We start from the raw sequence: 16,983 nt of genomic DNA, 5'->3' as shown, positions 1-16,983 counted from the left end.
TGCGCCCAAATGGCGCTGCAGAGCGCGCAGAACAATGCAGCGCGCATGACGCCAACCGAACCTTCGGCGGGCGGGTCAACAGGTGCAATCGGGCGATAAAAGGGAAGCTATCGCGCGGGTGCTGGCTCGAACCCGGACAAACTGTTTCCGGGCTGACTTCGCCGCTCACCGCAGGGGATAAGAAGAGAAGTCCGTCACCAATTTCTGGCGCCAGCGGATCCACTAAAGGTCCATGCGCCGGTGACGATGTCGCTGATATGGGGGAAGCAGGCTGGAATAGCAAGGCAATTCGCGGTAACGCCGTGCATGGTGGGGTTGCGGCGGGAACCTGAACAGCGTCAAATTCCCCCGTACCAGTCATACCCCAGATCTTCCCAGTACCCGCCCTTCCCTCGCCCGAACGGCGACAGATCATCCACCAGCTCGATCGTATGAAGGTATTTGGGCTGCTTGTAGCCCAGCGCTCGTTCGATCCTCAGCCGGATCGGCGCGCCGTTCGCCACCGGCAAGACCTGGTCATTGAGCCCGTAGCTCAGGATCGTCTGCGGATGATAGGCGTCGACCAGGTCCGAGCTTTCATAATAGAGGATATCGCCGCTCAGCGTCCGCTGGATATTGTCATAGCAATGATAGACGCAGAACCTGGCCTGCGGCTTCACTCCCGCCATGTCGAGGATCGGACCCAATGGCGTGCCCGTCCATTTGGCAATGCAACTCCAGCCCTCCACGCAATCGTGCCGCGTAATCTGCGACCGCGCCGGCATGTTGCGCAACTCATCGAGCGAAAAGCTCACCTCCCGTTCCACCATGCCTTTGACCGTCAGGCGGTAGGGCGCAAAGTTCTGCATCTTGAGGAAAGTATATTCCGGCGTGGTCGGGTCCATGGAGCCATTGGGTCGTTGCCCCTGCCGGATTTCGCTGGCGGAATACTCCCGCGCCAGCGTCTGGTCCCCGATCAGTGCCCGCTGCACCTGATAGGTAAGCACGTTGGCCTGTTCCATCACCTGGCGCACCTGGTTGTCTCGTGCGCCAAGAAAGTCGAACTGGTCACATCCAGCGAGGATCAGCCCAGAACCGGCCACCGCCGTCCCGCGCAGGAAATTGCGTCGCGTAATGAGCCCGCTCATGGCTTGTCTCCCTGCGTTGTGGGTGTGCCCGGGCTGGCGCGATACCAGCCGGTAATCATCGAGCGCAACTCATTGAGCGGTCCTGCCGCCACTACCATGACGATATGGACCACAAAGAACGTCACCAGCAGCAGCATGACGATGAAATGGACCGTTCGCGCCGTTTGCCGCCCGCCAAACAGGTCCAGCATCCACGGCGCCGCCGCGTTTATCCCCGGGCTCATGGTCAGCCCCGTCATGATGATCAGCGGAAAGAGCACGAAGAACACGGTAAAATAGGCCAGCTTCTGCAGCGGCCCGTAACTGCGCCCATGCTTGAGGCGCAGGCGGGCGTGATCCGCCACATCGCGGGGAATGGCACCAATATCCGCAGGGCGCGGAACGACATCACGCCTCAGATGACCATTGATGAAGCTGGCGACGAACCAGATCAGCATCGTCGCCACAAACATCCAGGCAAAAAAGAAGTGCACCACGCGCCCGGTACCAAGGTCCCGGTATGACGGGATCGTCACCGCTCCGGGAAATGCAGTAAAGCTCGGCCGTTCGGCCGATCCACTCACCCCGAGCACGCCGGTGGTGTCGAAACTCTGTCCAAGGACCGTGGTGCGTCCACGTGGCCCTGCATCGGAATTGAAGGCACCGATCGAGAGGATGGAGTTATCGAACTCGAAGCCCGATTGCTGCCCGATATAGAGCGCCGGATGCGCATTGAAGATCTGCAATCCCGTCAGTAACAGGAAGAACAGGCAGATCGCCCAGACCCAGTGCGTTACCCGGGTCCAGATCGACTGCCGGTAGATCAGCGGCCCCCGGCTACCCGGTAGGCTCTTGGTGTCGGTCATGCTCTTCCCCGCGCTGTTGCAACCCATAGTTACGGTATCGCAGGGAAGAATGGCTCACCATCACCGTTATATTATCGACGCGAGTAGCCGCGAGCTACTCCTCGCGCGCCGCCCAGTTCATGCCGCGACGCAGGATCGTTGCCATCTCACGGTTATCGAACTCCTTGGCCTGATGCCCAAGCGTTGAATGAAACACCCGGCCCTTGCCATGCTTGCGTTTCCACACCACCGGCATCTTGACGCCCTCGATCCATGAGGCGTGCTCGCCGGTAAATGTGGTGGTCGCCAGCACGTGGTTGGATGGGTCCACGTGCATGTAATATTGCTCCGACGTATAGGGGAACGACTTGACCCCCGCCATGATCGGATCGAGCGGATCGGCGACATCAACGGTGTAGTCGATGATGTTGCCGGGGTGCGCGACCCACTGGCCACCCACCATGAACTGGTATTCCACCGACTCGCGGAACGCGTCGCTCATCCCGCCGTGATGCCCGGCCAGTCCGACGCCGTTCTCCACCGCCTTGGTGAGGTTCTCAGCTTCTGCCTTCTCGATCTTGCTCATCGTGAAGATCGGCACGATCAACGACAAATCGTGGATCGATGGATCGGCAAAGGCGCTGGTTTCCGTAGCCATGCGAACGGAATAGCCGTCCTCGTGCAGCCAGCGGCGATAGATAGCGGCACACTCTTCTGGGTCATGCCCAGACCACCCGCCATAAACGATCAGTGCGCTTTTCATGCTGCAATTCCCCGCAAATCAAACGGCGCGGAGATTACCTGACTAAAGCGCCAAGGGAACCCCACCAAGGAAATTATGCGGTGGCGGCGTGCCCCCGGTCCGCAGGGGAGCAAGCCACCGCAAGCGCCGAGCCTGCGATCCTGTGCAGCGATTTCACGTCGCTCGAAACGCGTGCTTTTCACTGTTGCAAAAGACTGCTTAACTGCCCCCGGCCCGCTGCCCAATTGCTCGCGAGAAGCAAGGCGATGCAGGACACGGCGCGGACGAGACAGTCGACCAGCACAAAGGGATAAAAGGGATGAAGAGTCTACTTCTGGGCGCCACCGCGCTGACGCTCTGCGCCGGGTTTTCAAGCGCTGCCTATGCCGATTTCACGCTTAACATCCTTCACATCAACGACTTCCATTCGCGCTTCGACCCGATCACCGACAGCGACAGCAATTGCGACGCGGAAACCGACGCCGCCGGCGAATGTTTCGGCGGTATTGCGCGTCTCAAGACCATCATCGACGACACTCGCGCAAAGTACGAGGATGGCAATTCCCTGCTCCTCTCGGCGGGCGACAATTTCCAGGGCTCGCTGTACTACACCACCTACAAGTCCAAGGTCGTCTCCGACTTCTTCAACCAGATGGGCTTCGATGTGGTCGCTACCGGCAACCATGAGTTCGACGATGGCCCCGAAGAATTCATGAAATTCATCGAAGCTGCCGAATTCCCGATCATCGGCGGCAATTTCGATGTCACGCGCGACGAGAACCTGCGCGGCAAGATCAAGGGCTCCATCGTCGTTGAAATCGGCGGCGAGAAGATCGGCATCATCGGCGCCACCACCGAGGATACGCCTGAAATTGCGGCGCCGGGCCCCAATGTCGAATTCACCGACGTGATCCAATACGTACGCGGCGCGTCCGAAGCGCTCGACGCGGCTGGGGTCGACAAGATCATCCTGCTTAGCCACATCGGCTATACGGTGGACCTGGATGTTGCCGCGGCTTTGCCACTGGTCGACGTGATCGTGGGCGGTCACAGCCATACCCTCCTCAGCAACACTGCCGAAGGCGCAGCAGGCCCCTACCCCACCATGGTTACCAATCCCGAAGGGATTGAAGTTCCCGTGGTGCAGGCCAACCAGTACGGCAAATACCTGGGTGACATCGCGATCACCTGGGACGACAACGGTGTTGTGACATCAGCCGAAGGTGAGCCCTTCCTGATCGATGCTTCGGTCGACGGCAACGAGGACTTCAAGGGCCAGCTTGCTGCGCTTGCTGCCCCAATCGAAGAAGCCATGGGCGAAGTGATCGGCACCACCACGGGTCCAATCGACGGCGCCCGCGAAAGCTGCCGCGCCGTTGAGTGCCAGATGGGCAATCTCGTGGCCGAAGCCATGCTCGACCGCGTCAAGGACCAGGGCGCAACGATCGCCATCGCCAATGGTGGCGGCTTGCGTGCCTCGATCGATGCTGGCGAAATTACCAAGGGCGAAGTCATCACCGTGCTGCCCTTCTCCAACACTCTGGCGACGGTCGATATTTCGGGTGCCGACGTCATCGAAGCGCTCGAAAACGGCGTCAGCGATGTCGAGAATGCCGCTGGCCGCTTCGCCCAGATTGCGGGGCTGAAATATTCCTACACCCTCTCCAAGCCCGCCGGTCAGCGCATCAGCGACGTCATGGTCGGTTCCGGCGACAGCTTTGAGCCCATCGACGAAGACGCCACCTACACCATCGTCACCAACAACTATGTCCGTGGCGGCGGCGACGGCTTCGCTACATTCGCCGAAGGCGACAACGCCTACGATTTCGGCCCGCCGCTCGAAGAAGTCCTGGCTGACTACATCGCCAAACAGGGCGGCGAATACACGCCCTTCACCGACGGCCGCATCACCGTCATCGAGTAAACCCACCAACAAAAAGGGCGCCCACCAGGCGCCCTTTTCAAATTCCTGGCCGCGGGCCAGTCACGCACGGCTACGTGCAATCTGCCCCCAAGCCAGCAGGATAATCACCGCGCCTACGATGGAGGCGATGAACCCGGCCCCGTCACCCGCGTTGTACCAGCCGACCGCCTGCCCAAGCCATGTCGCCAGCACCGCGCCCACGATGCCCAGAACGGTGGTCAGGATAAATCCGCTCGGCTTGTGACTGCCCGGCGTAATCCACTTGGCGATGAGCCCTGCAAGAAACCCGATAATGACGGCCCAGATAATACCCATAGCGTGACGCTCCGTGTGTTGTTCAACCTAGATCGCAACGCATGCCACCGCGTTCAAGATCATTCCCATCCCAACGCAATATTCCCGTTTCCCCCCGCGTCATTCCCGCGAACGCGGGAATCTCACTTCCCTTCGGCGAAAAAGTGGGGTTCCCGCTTTCGCGGGAATGACGCGGCAGAACCCCAATCACACCTGGTATTCGCTAGCATCGCGGTCGGTCGCCACCGACAGATCCAGCACCTTCTGGATATTGGTCGCGTGCCGGAAGCTTGGCTCCAAGTTTTTCCCCGTTCGGAACGCCTCGACGAACCGCATATAATTGGTGGCCACGGGTTCCACCTCCACGTCGGTCCAGGTGCCCGTTTCCGCGTCGGCTCCAAGGCAGGTGCGCAATTGCGACCAGTCATGCCGGTGCTGCACTTCGACGGAACCCAATTCGCCATAGATACGCAGGCGCAATTCGTTGAAGTGCCCCGTCGCCCAGCGCGTGGCGTGGATTACGCCCAAGGCGCCGTTTTCCAGCTGCGCCGTCATGGCAAAGCTGTCATTGGCGTCCAGCTCATATTCGCCGATGCGGTTGTTCTCGGCCTTTTCAAAAGTATGGAGGCGGCAGAACACTTTGGAAAAATCGCTGCCTGCGCCATAGGCCGCAAAGTCCAGGATATGCACGCCGATATCGCCCAGCACGCCGTTCGAGCCATGCTTTTTGGACAAGCGCCACAGCCACTGGCTTTCAGTGCGCCAATCGCCCCAGGCCTTGCTCACCAGCCAGCTCTGCAGATAGCTCGCCTCGAAATGCTTGACCTTGCCCACCTGTCCCGACTGCACGATTTCGCGTGCCTTCTGCAACTGGCTCACATTGCGATACGTGAGGTTCACCATGTTGATGAGCCCGGCAGCTTCCGCCGTCTCGGTCATCTCGAGCGCCTTGGCGTGGTCCGTTGCCAGCGGCTTTTCGCAAAACACGTGCTTGCCCGCGCGCAATGCCGCCATCGTGGTCGGATGGTGGATTGAATCGGGAGTGACGTTGGCCACCCCGTCGAATTCACCCCATGCGAGCGCCGCATCCAGCGAGCCAAAGCCACGCTCGATATTGTGCGTAGCATTGAAGGCTTCAACACGCGCCGGATCGACGTCCACACCGCCCACCAGGGTCACGCCCTCAATAGCTGCGAAGTGCTTGGCATGTTGGTTGGCCATGCCGCCGGTTCCCAAAATGAGGATCCGCATATTCTTCTTCCTATGCGGCACCTGGTGGTCCGCCATGATTCAACGCACACACGGCGTCATCCCGGCTCTGAGCCGGGGTGACCCCCTGAAGTGCAAACGAGATGTCCTACCTAAAGCCTTCTTCACGTCCGTGATGCAGCTTCGGGCCGCGCTCTTCGATCTTTTCGAGTGCCTCGTCAACAGGCACATTGGGTGCCTCAAGCATTTGTGGGAAGCGGTTGGCGTTGTAGGCCCAGTTGACCGCATTGCGCAGCACCAGACCGACCGTGTCGTCGTGATAGGTTGGGTAGGTTTCGTGGCCGGGACGGAAGTAGAAGATGTTGCCAGCGCCACGGCGATAGGTCAGCCCGCTGCGGAAAACCTCGCCACCCTGGAACCAGGAAACGAATACCGTTTCCAGCGGCTCGGGCACCGAGAAGGGCTCGCCATACATCTCTTCCATTTCGAGTTCGAAATAGGGCGGCAGGCCCTGCGCGATCGGGTGTCCCGGGCTCGTGACCCAGAGCCGTTCGCGCTCGCCGGCTTCGCGCCAAGTCAGCCCGCAAGGCGAGCCCATCAGCCGCTTGAAAATCTTGGAGAAGTGCCCCGAGTGGAGCACGATCAGGCCCATGCCTTCCCAAACGCGCTTGGCAACGCGCTCGACGATTTCGTCCTGCACCTGGCCATGCGCGGCGTGACCCCACCAGACCAGCACGTCGGTGTTGTCGAGTGCCTCGACGGTGCAGCCATGCTCAGGCTCCTGCAGCGTCGCCGTTTTGGTCACGATATTGCTGTCGCTGGCCAGCAGCTTGGCAATCTGGTTGTGCATGCCGTTGGGATAGTTGTCAGAAACGATCTTGTTCTTTTGCTCGTGAACGTTTTCGCCCCAGATCAGGGTACGGATAGGCATGGGGTATCTCCTAAGAATAGTTGGGCCGAAGCGGGGTCTTGGGGAGGCTATCCGCCACGGCTGCATTTCACACTCGCGCCGGAACTGTCCAGCGCATTCGCTGCCTGCATTTGGTGCCTCGGCTTGTGGCCGGGAAGCAGGTCAAACGCACTGCATCGGTGCTGGTTGCGGATCAGGTCCGCAGCCAGCTGGGTCGGGTTGGCGGCAACTGGAAGCGCGGCTGGCTAAGCTACGGGCTTGCCTGCTGCGTTGAAGCGATGAATCTTGTCTGGCATGGGCGAGATCTGCACCACATCGCCACTCCTGTAAGTGTTCACGCCATCGAGCCGCACGACGACTGGCTCCTCGGTGCCCATCTCAAGATAAACATAGCTGTCCGCACCCAGATTCTCGGTGTGGATCACCGTGCCGCTCCAGACGCCATTCTCGGGCACGATGGTGATGTGCTCGCCCCTGATACCTACTGTGTCGGCATTGAAGCTCTTGGCCAGATCGCCCGAAATGAAGTTCATCTTTGGTGAGCCGATAAACCCGGCCACGAACACCGAATTTGGCTTCTCATAGAGCTCCATGGGCGTACCCACCTGCTCCACCAGCCCGTCGCGCAACACACAGATGCGATCGGCCAGTGTCATGGCCTCCACCTGGTCGTGCGTCACATAGATCATGGTCACGTTGTCCATGCTTTCGTGCAGCTTGGCAATCTCGATGCGCGTCTGCACGCGTAGCGCCGCATCGAGATTCGACAACGGCTCATCGAACAGGAACACCTTCGGATCGCGCGTGATGGCACGACCAATGGCAACACGCTGGCGCTGGCCGCCAGATAGCTGCTTGGGCAGCCGATCAAGATACTGACGGATTTGCAGCATATCGGCGGCCTTCTCCACACGCCGGCGGATCTCTTCCTTGCTCTGCCCCTTCTCCAGGGTCAGGCCGAACGCCATGTTGTCGTAGACGCTCATGTGCGGATAAAGCGCGTAGCTCTGGAACACCATGGCGATGCCGCGCTTGGAGGGCGCCAGGGAATTGACGACCTTGCCATCAAACAGCATTTCGCCGGAGGTAATATCCTCAAGGCCCGAAATCAGGCGCAACAGGGTGGACTTGCCGCATCCGGAAGGCCCCACGAACACCATGAACTCGCCCTTGCGGACTTCGAGATCCACACCCTTGATGACTTCTACTGCGCCAAAGGCCTTGCGGACGTCGCGAAGCTCGATGCTTGCCATTTCTTTTCTCCTTAAGGCCGACTGGACAATTTGATTAGGCCGAGTCGAAAATTTCGATCTTCGAGAACCGGACCGGAGCGTACGCGCGAGTACGTGAGGACCGGAAGCGCAGAAGATTGGAATTTGCAGGCCGGCATAGGCAAAATGGACATCGGTCCTAGCCCTTCACGCCGCCGGCGGTGAGCCCGCTGACGATCTTGCGCTGGAAAATCAACACCAGAACCACCAGCGGCACGGTCACGATGACCGAGGCTGCCATGATGATGCCCCAGGGGATTTCATATTGAGAACCGCCCGACAGCAGCGCGATGGCTACCGGCACGGTGCGGGTCTGGTTGGATACGGTAAAGGTCAGCGCGAACAGGAATTCGTTCCAGGCCGCGATGAAGGCCAGCAGGCCCGTCGTTACCAGCGCTGGCCACATCAGTGGCATGAACACGCGCGTGATGATGACCCACGGCGTTGCCCCATCCACGATTGCCGCTTCCTCGATTTCTACCGGCAGGTCGCGCATGAACGTGGTCAAGACCCAGACCGTGAAGGGTAGCGTGAAGATCGTATAGGAGAAGATCAGTGCCCAAGGCGTGTTGTAGATGCCGAGGAACCGGATCACCTCGAACAGGCCCGCCAGCACGGCGATCTGGGGGAACATCGACACGGCCAGGATGGTCATCAGCAAAAGGCTGCGCCCCCTGAACCGCACCCGGCTGAGCGCAAAGCTCGCGGTGATCGCAAGGAACAGCGCCAGCAGCACGGTGACACTTGCCACGAACACCGAGTTCAAGAGGTTGCGCGGGAAGGCGCCCTGGCTGAATACCGATTGGTAATTGGCGAGGCTGAACGAGGTCGGCCAATAATTGATGCGGAACAGGTCCGTCCCGGTCTCCAGGCTCGTCAGGATCGCATAGTAGAACGGGAACAACGACACTAGGACGATGAACACCACCAGTGCATAGAACAGCACCCGCTTGGTGACCTTCCAAAGGTCAAACGTTGCGGTCATCAGCGCGCTCCCCCGTCAAAATTGACCTTGCCCAGCCAGATATAGACGATCGTGAACAGGGCGATCAGCAAGAAGAGCAGGGTCGATTGGGTCGAGCCCTCAGCGAAATTATCAAACTGGAACAGATTCTCCTGCGCCAGGACCGACATTGTCTTGGTCGCCGCCGAGTTGGGCGTCAGCACATAGATCAGATCGAAGATGCGCAGCGCATCAAGCACGCGGAAGATGATCGCAACCATCAGCGCCGGGCGTACCAGCGGCAGGGTAATCCGGAAGAACTGCTTGATCGGATGCACGCCATCGATATCGGCAGCTTCATAGATGTCCTTGGGGATCATCTGCAGCCCCGCCAAAATCAGCAGCGCCATGAATGGCGTGGTTTTCCAGATATCCACCACCAGCACAGCCATCATGGCCGTGTCGGGCGATGCGGTCCACGCGACGGGCGCGCCGAGCAGGCCCAGCCGCACGCCCAGATCGTTGAGGATGCCGAACTGGTCGTTGAGCATCCAGCTCCACATCTTGGCCGACACGATCGTCGGGATGGCCCATGGGATCAGGATAGCGGCCCGCACGATGCCGCGTCCCCTGAATTCGGCATTCAGCACCAGGGCCACGATCATGCCGAAGATAGTTTCCCATACCACCGACCAGAAAGCGAAGCGCACCGTGTTCCAGACGGCATTCCACCAGTCCGGGTCGGCCAGCACCCCGCGATAGATGGTCCGGCCGCTCTCCAGCGTGCGGATCTGCAGGTAATTGGCGAAGCCGACCCACTCGGCGCCATAAAGGTTATTGAGCTTGACGTCGGTGAAGGAGAAGTAGATCGACCGCGCCAGAGGCCAACCCGCCACCACGGCCAGCGCGATCATCATCGGCAGCAAGAACCACCGTGCAGCGCGGGCCCGCTGCTGCATCAGCTCGGACCGACCCCGCCTCTGTGCAATCGCCGGCGATCTGAGCGCTTCGGTCGTCATGCAGCTTCCCCTTGATGTTTGATTTTTTGGGGACGCGAACGGCAGGCGCCCGCATCCCCGTCGCTGATAAACCGGCTTAGTTCAGCAGGTCTTCCAGATCGACTTCAAGCAGTTCCAGGTTCTCGGCGGCTGAACCGTTGCCCGAAAGCGTATCGTGGACCGCGCTCCAGAACAGCGAGGAAGCCTCGTTGTAGTTGGACTGGGCGGGAGCCGAAGGACGCGGCACGGCGGACTGGAAGATTTCTTCCCACGTGGCCATGAACGGCGCAGCCTCAAGCACGTCGGCGTCCTGGTAGAGTGCCTGGATGGACGGAAGGTTGTTCTGCTGGATGGCGCGGCGCTTCTGCGATTCTGCCGAACCCAGGAAAAGGGCCAGCTCGGTTGCCGCTTCCTGCTCGGTCGAGTAGCGCGACACGGCGAAGTTCCAGCCGCCCAAGGTTCCCGATGGCTTTGCACCCTCCCCGACACCGGCAGGAAGTGGCGCCACGTCGAACTTGCCCTTCACGGCCGAGTCATCGCCGTTCGAAAGCGCATAGGCATAGGGCCAGTTGCGCATGAACACGGCATTGCCTAACTGCCAAACGCCGCGGCTTTCCTCTTCCATATAGGCGAGGTTGCCTTCAGGAGAAATGGTACCGATCCAGCTTGCGGCTTCCTCCAGCGCGGCTACGGCCTGGGGATTATTGATCGAGATCGTGCCGTCAGCTTCGATGATCTGCCCGCCGCCATAGGAATTGACCCACTCCAGCGCATTGCAGGTCAGGCCTTCATAGGCATTGCCCTGGAACACGTAACCCCAGAGGTCGGTCGCACCTTCGGCGCGCTCTGCGTCCATGATTTCCTGGGCCGTTGCATGCAGTTCCGGCCAGGTCTTCGGGACTTCCTTGCCGTACTTCTCCAGCAAGTCCGTACGGTAGAATAGGGCAGGAGCGTCGGTATAGCCAGGAATGGCGACCAGCTTGCCGTCAACGGTCTGCGACTCGATGATCGAGGGGAAATGCTCGCCCACCACGTCTGCCGCGGCCTCGGTCAGGTCGATGAACTGATCGGCCAATTGCGGCGCCCAGATCACGTCGGTCGTATAAACGTCGATATCGGCGTTGCCCGCAGCCAGCCACAGCCGGTACTGACCGAACTGGTCGCTGGTGGACGAAGGCATTGGCACGATGGTGACTGTGTGCCCGGTTTCTTCGGTGAAGATCTCGAGCTCGGACTGCAGGAACGCGAGGCCGGTGCCCGTATCGCCGGACACGATCGACAGTTCAGCCGCCTGAGCTGCACCCGCCACCAGCGTCACGCTCGTCAACAGACCTACGAGCAGCTTGTTGGTTTTCATTAGATATCCTCCCGAATGAACCAAGTGTCAGGAGACACGACAAGCAGGCCTGTGCGCAACAGCACCAGCCCGGATCGCCCACCTCCAAAGCGCCTTGCACAGGCGGCTGTTTCCGCCAATTCCAAAGCGCTTTGAACGAAAAGGAACCAGAGCGGCGTATTCCTGTCAAGCAGCAGCACCTCAGAATGTTGAGAACTTTTCTGCTCGATCGAAATAAATATATAAATTTCAAAGAGTTACGAACCGGACACGCGGCCACCTGTAAATTGTACTCGGACAAACATTGAGGTACGCACCTCAGATATGATCCATGTGATTTCGCCCCTTGCGTCAAAATTTGAAATCGCTTTGAATGCCGCAAGAGGAGGATGCAGGAACCGTTAGCAAGGCGGCCTGCTTGCCCGATACTGGTTCCAGCCAGTGGTGCAATTCTTGCACCACTCCGTAGTCGGCTGCACCAAACGAGGCACTAACATCGTCATGAGACTAAAGGATCTGGCCGAGCATCTTGGCCTGTCGCAAACCACTGTCAGCCGCGCGCTCAATGGCTACCCCGAAGTCAACGAGGCAACGCGCCGGCGCGTTGCCGAAACGGCCGAACGGTTGGGCTATCGTCCGAATGCCAGCGCGCTACGGTTGGCAACTGGGAGGTCCGGTGCCATCGGCCTCGTCCTGCGCGGCGCCCACGAGCTTGGGCCGCACATGAGCGAGTTCATGGCCGGCCTCGGCAGCAAGCTGGCCGAGCAGGAAATGGATATCGTCGTTACCATCGTCGAAAGCTATGCCGACGAAATCGCTGCCTATCGGCGCGCCGCCTCCAGCCAGAAGGTGGACGCGGTAATCCTTCACTCCCCGACCGTAAACGATGAACGCGCGACGTTGCTGTCCGAGCTCAAAATCCCGTTCGTGCTGCACGGCCGCACCAATATCAATGCCCCTGTCGCCTGGCTCGACATCGACAATACCGGCGCCATGGAGCGCGCTACCGGCCATCTGCTCGATCTGGGCCACCGCCGTATTGCCCTGCTCAATGGGGTCAAGGGCCGCACCTTTTCCGAGCATCGCGAGATCGGCTATCTGGCCGCACTCTCCTCGCGCGGCATTTCCTTCGATCCGGCGCTGATTTCCAACTCGCTCTTCACCGACGAAGCAGCCTTCCGTCTTGCGCAGAGCATGCTTGAGATGCGCCCCGCACCCACTGCGTTCCTGGCCGGCTCGATGATGACGGCGCTGGGCGTCTTTCGCGCCATCCGCCAGGCGGGGCTGGTCATGGGACGCGACGTTTCCGTCATCGCCCATGATGACGTCTTCCCCTATCTCAACGCCGACAACATGTTCCCCACCATGTCCACCACCCGCTCGTCTATCCGCCAGGCCGGCGTGCGCGTGGCCGACCTGACGCTACAGGTGCTGGCCGGCAAGCCGGCCGAGCAGGTGCGCGAACTCTGGCCGGTGGAACTCGTGCTGCGCGAGAGCTCCGGTCCGCCGCCGGGCTAGGCGTCTATTCGAAGCATGTGGTTGTCGAACAGGAACGGGAAGTGCTGCGGCTCGCGCGACGCTCCGGCAATGCCCACCATCTCGCCTTCGCCGCTGGTCGCGACGAATCCTTTGTCATCCGCTGCCAACCCGCACCCGCTGCGCAGGGTTTCAACCAGCACCGGCCGCCTGCCTTCGACGTCGATGGCGACCAGCAAATTCCCCTCGGGGGAGGACACCGCCACTCTGTTTCCATCGGTCGAAACCGCCACCGAGCCGACATAGTTGCGCAGATCGGCGAGCGTTTCGGGAGGCAGTTCGATGAGTTCGATCGCCCCGTCCATGCTCGCATAACCCACCAGTTGCGGGCTATCGCTCGGCGCGCCCTTGTATTGACACCCAAACCAGACCCGGCTGCGCGCATCGATCGCCATGTGTCGGATCGAGAGCTGGTGCAGCCCTGCATCGAGCCGCAATTGCCCCATAAGGCTGCCGTCCCGGCGATCGATGAACACCACCGAAGGGTCCATGGTTTGGAGGTTCAGTTCAGCCCGGCCATAATCGGGATGCGTTTCAATGCCTCCATTGGCGACCACGAAATGGATACCGTCCGGCATCAGCAGCATTTCGTGCGGACCCGTACCATAGGTCGGAAATTCTCCGACGCGTCCATATCCATCGCTCGCGTCATAGATGCCAATAATGCCCTGCGCCGCCTCGAAATCGCTCTCGGTTGCATAGAGCAGATTGCCATTGGGAGAGAACACGCCATGCCCGAAGAAGTGCCGCCCCTCCACGCTGGTAAGCGTCACCGGTGCTTCCCGCCCAGCCGGGTCGAACACCACGGCAAACGTTCCCGGCTGCCGCGCGAAAACCACGCCGCGTCCGGCCTCGCGGCTCACCGTGATGTCGTGCCCCCTGTCCGGCAGGTCGATGGAGGCAATCACATCGCCCCGCTCGCCCAACAACACCGCGCCATATCGTCCGCTAGCCGTTTGCACGGAACTGGCAAACATCAGCTCGTTCCGCTCCAGCGCCAGCAGTTGCTGCGGCAGAAGGCTGGCGGCAAATCCTGCGCCGGCAGCCTTGAGACCGCCGCTGCCACACCGTCAATCTCCGTCCAGAGAGGAAAAGCCGACGCTCAGACCCAGGGCTGCGGACAATTGTTCGCCCACCTGCGCCTGCAGCGATCCCGTCACCAGCACCAGATAGTGTAGCGCCTGTACCTGTTTGGGATCCTCCACCGCCTGTTCGACTGGTGATGTCACCAAATCCAGGGCCCGGTTGGCATTGCTGAACTCAAAGGCGATCGAATTGTCCAATCCCTTGTCCTTCTCCGCCACGTTCCGCGCCACACCCGACTGATCAATGAACCGACGCATGCCTTCCAGATTAGCGCGGATCATTGCCATAGTCAGTCCAGAGCGCCAGAACAGCGCCAGCTTGGGCTTGGGGGCGGCGTCTGCCTTGGCGATAAATGGATTGATCCGCGTGTCGCGCGTTGCCTCAAGTCCGTGCGACACCAGCCCCACGATCTCCTCCAAGGCTTCGGTTGGCGTGCGATAGTCATCGTATTCCGGCGCCGGCTGCATCAGATGGGCCGCAATGCCATTCTCTTGCTGCCACGCAAAGGCCAGTTCATCGGCAATATCCGAGATATTGGTCGCGATAGCCGCGCCGTATTGGCATCGGAACTGCCCCTCGGCTCCCGTCAGCGCCTCGAAACCCGTGCCGTGCAGGACGAACTCCAGCGCTCCAAACCCCTGCACCGCGACGCTCTTGCCCCGCAGGCTTGCGACATCGGCGGCGCTAGCATCCTCATTCGCCAAAATGGCCTGCACCTGCCGCAGCCCAATCCCCTTGCGATCGGGAAAGAACAGCAACCGCTCCGCGCGGTTGTCTTCCATGAGCGGGCCAATCCGAATAAATTCAACGTGGCCATAGGCGATTGCCGCGTCCGCAAATGCGTCATGCGCGGTTTCCAGCCCCTCGGCAGATGGATCGCTGCAAAGCGCCGCGACCGAGCCTTCCAGCACGCCCGCCTTTTCGGCAAACGCGCTCATACCGGGCCGGATCACCTGGTTCACCGCAGCCTCCAGTACCTTGCCCGGTGCCTCCTGCGCCAAGGTCGGACCGGACAAAATCAGCATCATGCCAACAAGCAATTTGCGCATCAGAGCGATCCTAAAAAGGCCAACAGATTGTCCCGCGTCGCCTGCGACATGCCAGCAAACGCGTCGCGCGCGGCTTGCGCCTCGCCACCGTGCCACAGGATGGCTTCCGTGAGGTTGCGCGCTCGCCCATCGTGCAGGAAAAAGCTGTGCCCGGAAACAGTTTCGGTCAGCCCAATTCCCCATAGTGGCGGCGTCCGCCATTCGGTGCCGCTCGCCTGCCCCTCCGGCCGACGGTCGGCCAGTCCTTCGCCCATGTCATGCAGCAACAGGTCCGAATAGGGCCAGATCAGCTGGAACCGATGCGCCGGGTTTTCGGCATCACGGCTGGTGACAAATTTGGGCACATGGCAGCTGGCGCACCCCGCCTCGTAAAATGCGGCCTTTCCCGCCAACACCTGGGCATCACCCACATCGCGCCGCTGCGGCACTCCCAGCGTCTGGGCATAAAACGTCACCAAGTCCAGCACCGGGTCCGGCGCTTCCGTGGCGCCAAGCCGCACCTGCTCGCCGGTTGGCAGCGCCAGGCATTCGGGCTGGTTCTCCGTGCAGTCGCCATGCGGCAGGTCATCGAGCGGTGTCGAAATTCCGAGATCGCCGGCAAAGGCGGCCGCCGACTGGCTGCGGATGGTCGGCATGCCCGCTTTCCAGCCGAACCGCCCCAGCATCACCGATTCGCTCTCCGGATCGATCGTCCAGTTCGCTCGACCCGATATCCCGTCGCCGTCCAGATCATCCGCATCGGCCAGCGTCAGAATATCCTCGGCCGGGATCTGCTCGATCAGGCCCAGCCCGATCATCGGATTGGCAACGCGCGGCGATATCATCACATCATCCGCAAGCGGCCCATAACCAAGGTCTACGACCGAGTAATGCGGCTGGCGCAGGCTCGCCACGGAGCCATCGCCCAGCGTCACCGGCATCTCGACATAGTCGATCACCATCCGCCCTTCGGCCTGGAGGCCCGGCACCGCGAAATCCTGCAATTGCGTGCCATAGACCGGATCGCCCACCTCGCCCGCGATGACCCCGTCCATTGCCAGCCGCTCTTCCGTCTCGCCCGGCGGCACCGACAGCCGCAGGAACATCGACGCGCTTTCGTCTTCACCCGCAAACGGAGGATGGCCCCGCCCATCCTTGATGTGGCAGCTCTGGCAGCCCCGTGCATTGAACAGTGGCCCCAGCCCGTCCGACGCCTGGGTGGAACTGGGCGAGCTCACCCAGATTTTGCGAAACAACGCATTGCCGAGCTTGAACTGCTCTTCCTGTTCGAAGCTGAGATTATCGAGAAAGTGCGAAAACGAATTCGCATTGGGAGCAAACTGCGTCGTCCCCTTCCCCGCCGGCCGGTTTTCCGACGCCTCGGGCTTGGAGAAATCCGTCGCCGGCCGCGTCGCCGCGATCACCCGCGCCAGATCCTCCGGCGTCAGGTCACCCCGCACGGTCCCATCCTGCGCAAAAGCCAATCCCCCGACGAGCAAGGCAACAAGCACAATGGTCAGATGGGTTTTCATGGCGCGAGTCTATCGCCTTGCGCTGTTTTCAAAACAACCCCGATGTCGTCCCGGCCTTGAGCTGGCCTTTTCAATTTCACCGCGTGATTCCCGCGAAGGCGGGAATCTCACTTCCCTTCGGCACAAAAAGTGGGATTCCCGCTTTCGCGGGAATGACGACGAGGCTAAAACCAAACACTTAACCCCAAGGCCAAAGTGACACCGCCGTTGTAGGAAGCCCGAG

15 protein-coding genes are annotated in these 16,983 nt (G+C 60.7%); 2 read left to right on the top strand and 13 right to left on the bottom strand.

Going from position 1 to position 16,983, the window contains the following annotated elements; all coding sequences use genetic code 11:
• Positions 1-338: 338 nt before the first annotated feature.
• The 3 genes from C8264_RS04910 to C8264_RS04900 form a co-directional block, all read right to left on the bottom strand.
• Complete coding sequence (locus C8264_RS04910) at positions 339-1,127, bottom strand: molybdopterin-dependent oxidoreductase (protein WP_108459837.1); 789 nt, start codon at positions 1,125-1,127, stop codon at positions 339-341.
• Positions 1,124-1,972, bottom strand: coding sequence for a cytochrome b/b6 domain-containing protein (locus C8264_RS04905; protein ID WP_108459836.1), 849 nt, complete (start codon positions 1,970-1,972; stop codon positions 1,124-1,126). Before C8264_RS04905 ends, C8264_RS04910 begins: the two co-directional genes overlap by 4 nt.
• Positions 1,973-2,066: 94 nt before the next feature.
• Positions 2,067-2,714, bottom strand: a complete 648-nt coding sequence (locus C8264_RS04900; protein WP_108459835.1) for a ThuA domain-containing protein — start codon at positions 2,712-2,714, stop codon at positions 2,067-2,069.
• 298 nt (positions 2,715-3,012) lie between these two features.
• Here C8264_RS04900 and C8264_RS04895 point away from each other — a divergent pair, with 298 nt between their 5' ends.
• On the top strand, positions 3,013-4,617 hold the full coding sequence (locus C8264_RS04895) for a bifunctional metallophosphatase/5'-nucleotidase (RefSeq protein ID WP_108459834.1): 1,605 nt from the start codon (positions 3,013-3,015) through the stop codon (positions 4,615-4,617).
• A 60-nt stretch (positions 4,618-4,677) separates the two neighbouring features.
• Here C8264_RS04895 and C8264_RS04890 read toward each other — a convergent pair whose 3' ends face one another.
• The 7 genes from C8264_RS04890 to C8264_RS04860 all read right to left on the bottom strand — a co-directional run bounded on the left by C8264_RS04890 (position 4,678) and on the right by C8264_RS04860 (position 11,599).
• A complete protein-coding gene (locus C8264_RS04890; protein ID WP_108459833.1) occupies positions 4,678-4,932 on the bottom strand; it encodes a GlsB/YeaQ/YmgE family stress response membrane protein in 255 nt (84 codons plus the stop codon).
• A gap of 186 nt (positions 4,933-5,118) precedes the next feature.
• The gene (locus C8264_RS04885; protein WP_108459832.1) at positions 5,119-6,162 is read right to left on the bottom strand and encodes a Gfo/Idh/MocA family protein; all 1,044 of its coding nucleotides are present in this window, start codon (positions 6,160-6,162) and stop codon (positions 5,119-5,121) included.
• 106 nt (positions 6,163-6,268) lie between these two features.
• Complete coding sequence (locus C8264_RS04880) at positions 6,269-7,051, bottom strand: ThuA domain-containing protein (protein WP_108459831.1); 783 nt, start codon at positions 7,049-7,051, stop codon at positions 6,269-6,271.
• A gap of 224 nt (positions 7,052-7,275) precedes the next feature.
• Positions 7,276-8,283 (bottom strand): ABC transporter ATP-binding protein, encoded by a 1,008-nt coding sequence (locus C8264_RS04875; protein ID WP_108459830.1) that lies wholly within the window; start codon positions 8,281-8,283, stop codon positions 7,276-7,278.
• Between the two features lie 157 nt (positions 8,284-8,440).
• Entirely contained in the window at positions 8,441-9,286 is an 846-nt protein-coding gene (locus tag C8264_RS04870) for a carbohydrate ABC transporter permease (protein WP_108459829.1), read from the bottom strand.
• The gene (locus C8264_RS04865; RefSeq protein ID WP_108459828.1) at positions 9,286-10,263 is read right to left on the bottom strand and encodes a carbohydrate ABC transporter permease; all 978 of its coding nucleotides are present in this window, start codon (positions 10,261-10,263) and stop codon (positions 9,286-9,288) included. Before C8264_RS04865 ends, C8264_RS04870 begins: the two co-directional genes overlap by 1 nt.
• Positions 10,264-10,339: 76 nt before the next feature.
• Entirely contained in the window at positions 10,340-11,599 is a 1,260-nt protein-coding gene (locus C8264_RS04860) for an ABC transporter substrate-binding protein (protein ID WP_108459827.1), read from the bottom strand.
• 480 nt (positions 11,600-12,079) lie between these two features.
• Between C8264_RS04860 and C8264_RS04855 the strand changes: the two genes are divergently transcribed.
• Positions 12,080-13,096 (top strand): substrate-binding domain-containing protein, encoded by a 1,017-nt coding sequence (locus tag C8264_RS04855; protein WP_108459826.1) that lies wholly within the window; start codon positions 12,080-12,082, stop codon positions 13,094-13,096.
• Here C8264_RS04855 and C8264_RS04850 read toward each other — a convergent pair.
• The 3 genes from C8264_RS04850 to C8264_RS04840 all read right to left on the bottom strand — a co-directional run bounded on the left by C8264_RS04850 (position 13,093) and on the right by C8264_RS04840 (position 16,760).
• Complete coding sequence (locus C8264_RS04850) at positions 13,093-14,091, bottom strand: DUF1513 domain-containing protein (protein ID WP_108459825.1); 999 nt, start codon at positions 14,089-14,091, stop codon at positions 13,093-13,095. The two genes, C8264_RS04855 and C8264_RS04850, sit on opposite strands and share 4 nt — an antisense overlap.
• A gap of 93 nt (positions 14,092-14,184) precedes the next feature.
• Positions 14,185-15,249, bottom strand: a complete 1,065-nt coding sequence (locus C8264_RS04845) for an imelysin family protein (RefSeq protein ID WP_108459824.1) — start codon at positions 15,247-15,249, stop codon at positions 14,185-14,187.
• Positions 15,249-16,760 (bottom strand): di-heme oxidoreductase family protein, encoded by a 1,512-nt coding sequence (locus tag C8264_RS04840; protein ID WP_108459823.1) that lies wholly within the window; start codon positions 16,758-16,760, stop codon positions 15,249-15,251. The genes C8264_RS04845 and C8264_RS04840 overlap by 1 nt, the downstream gene beginning before the upstream one ends.
• Positions 16,761-16,983: the final 223 nt, after the last annotated feature.

The sequence above is a fragment of the Devosia naphthalenivorans genome (assembly GCF_003056355.1).
GTDB classification, from domain to species: Bacteria; Pseudomonadota; Alphaproteobacteria; order Rhizobiales; family Devosiaceae; genus Devosia; species Devosia naphthalenivorans.
This window is presented reverse-complemented; position numbering and strand designations above follow the sequence as displayed.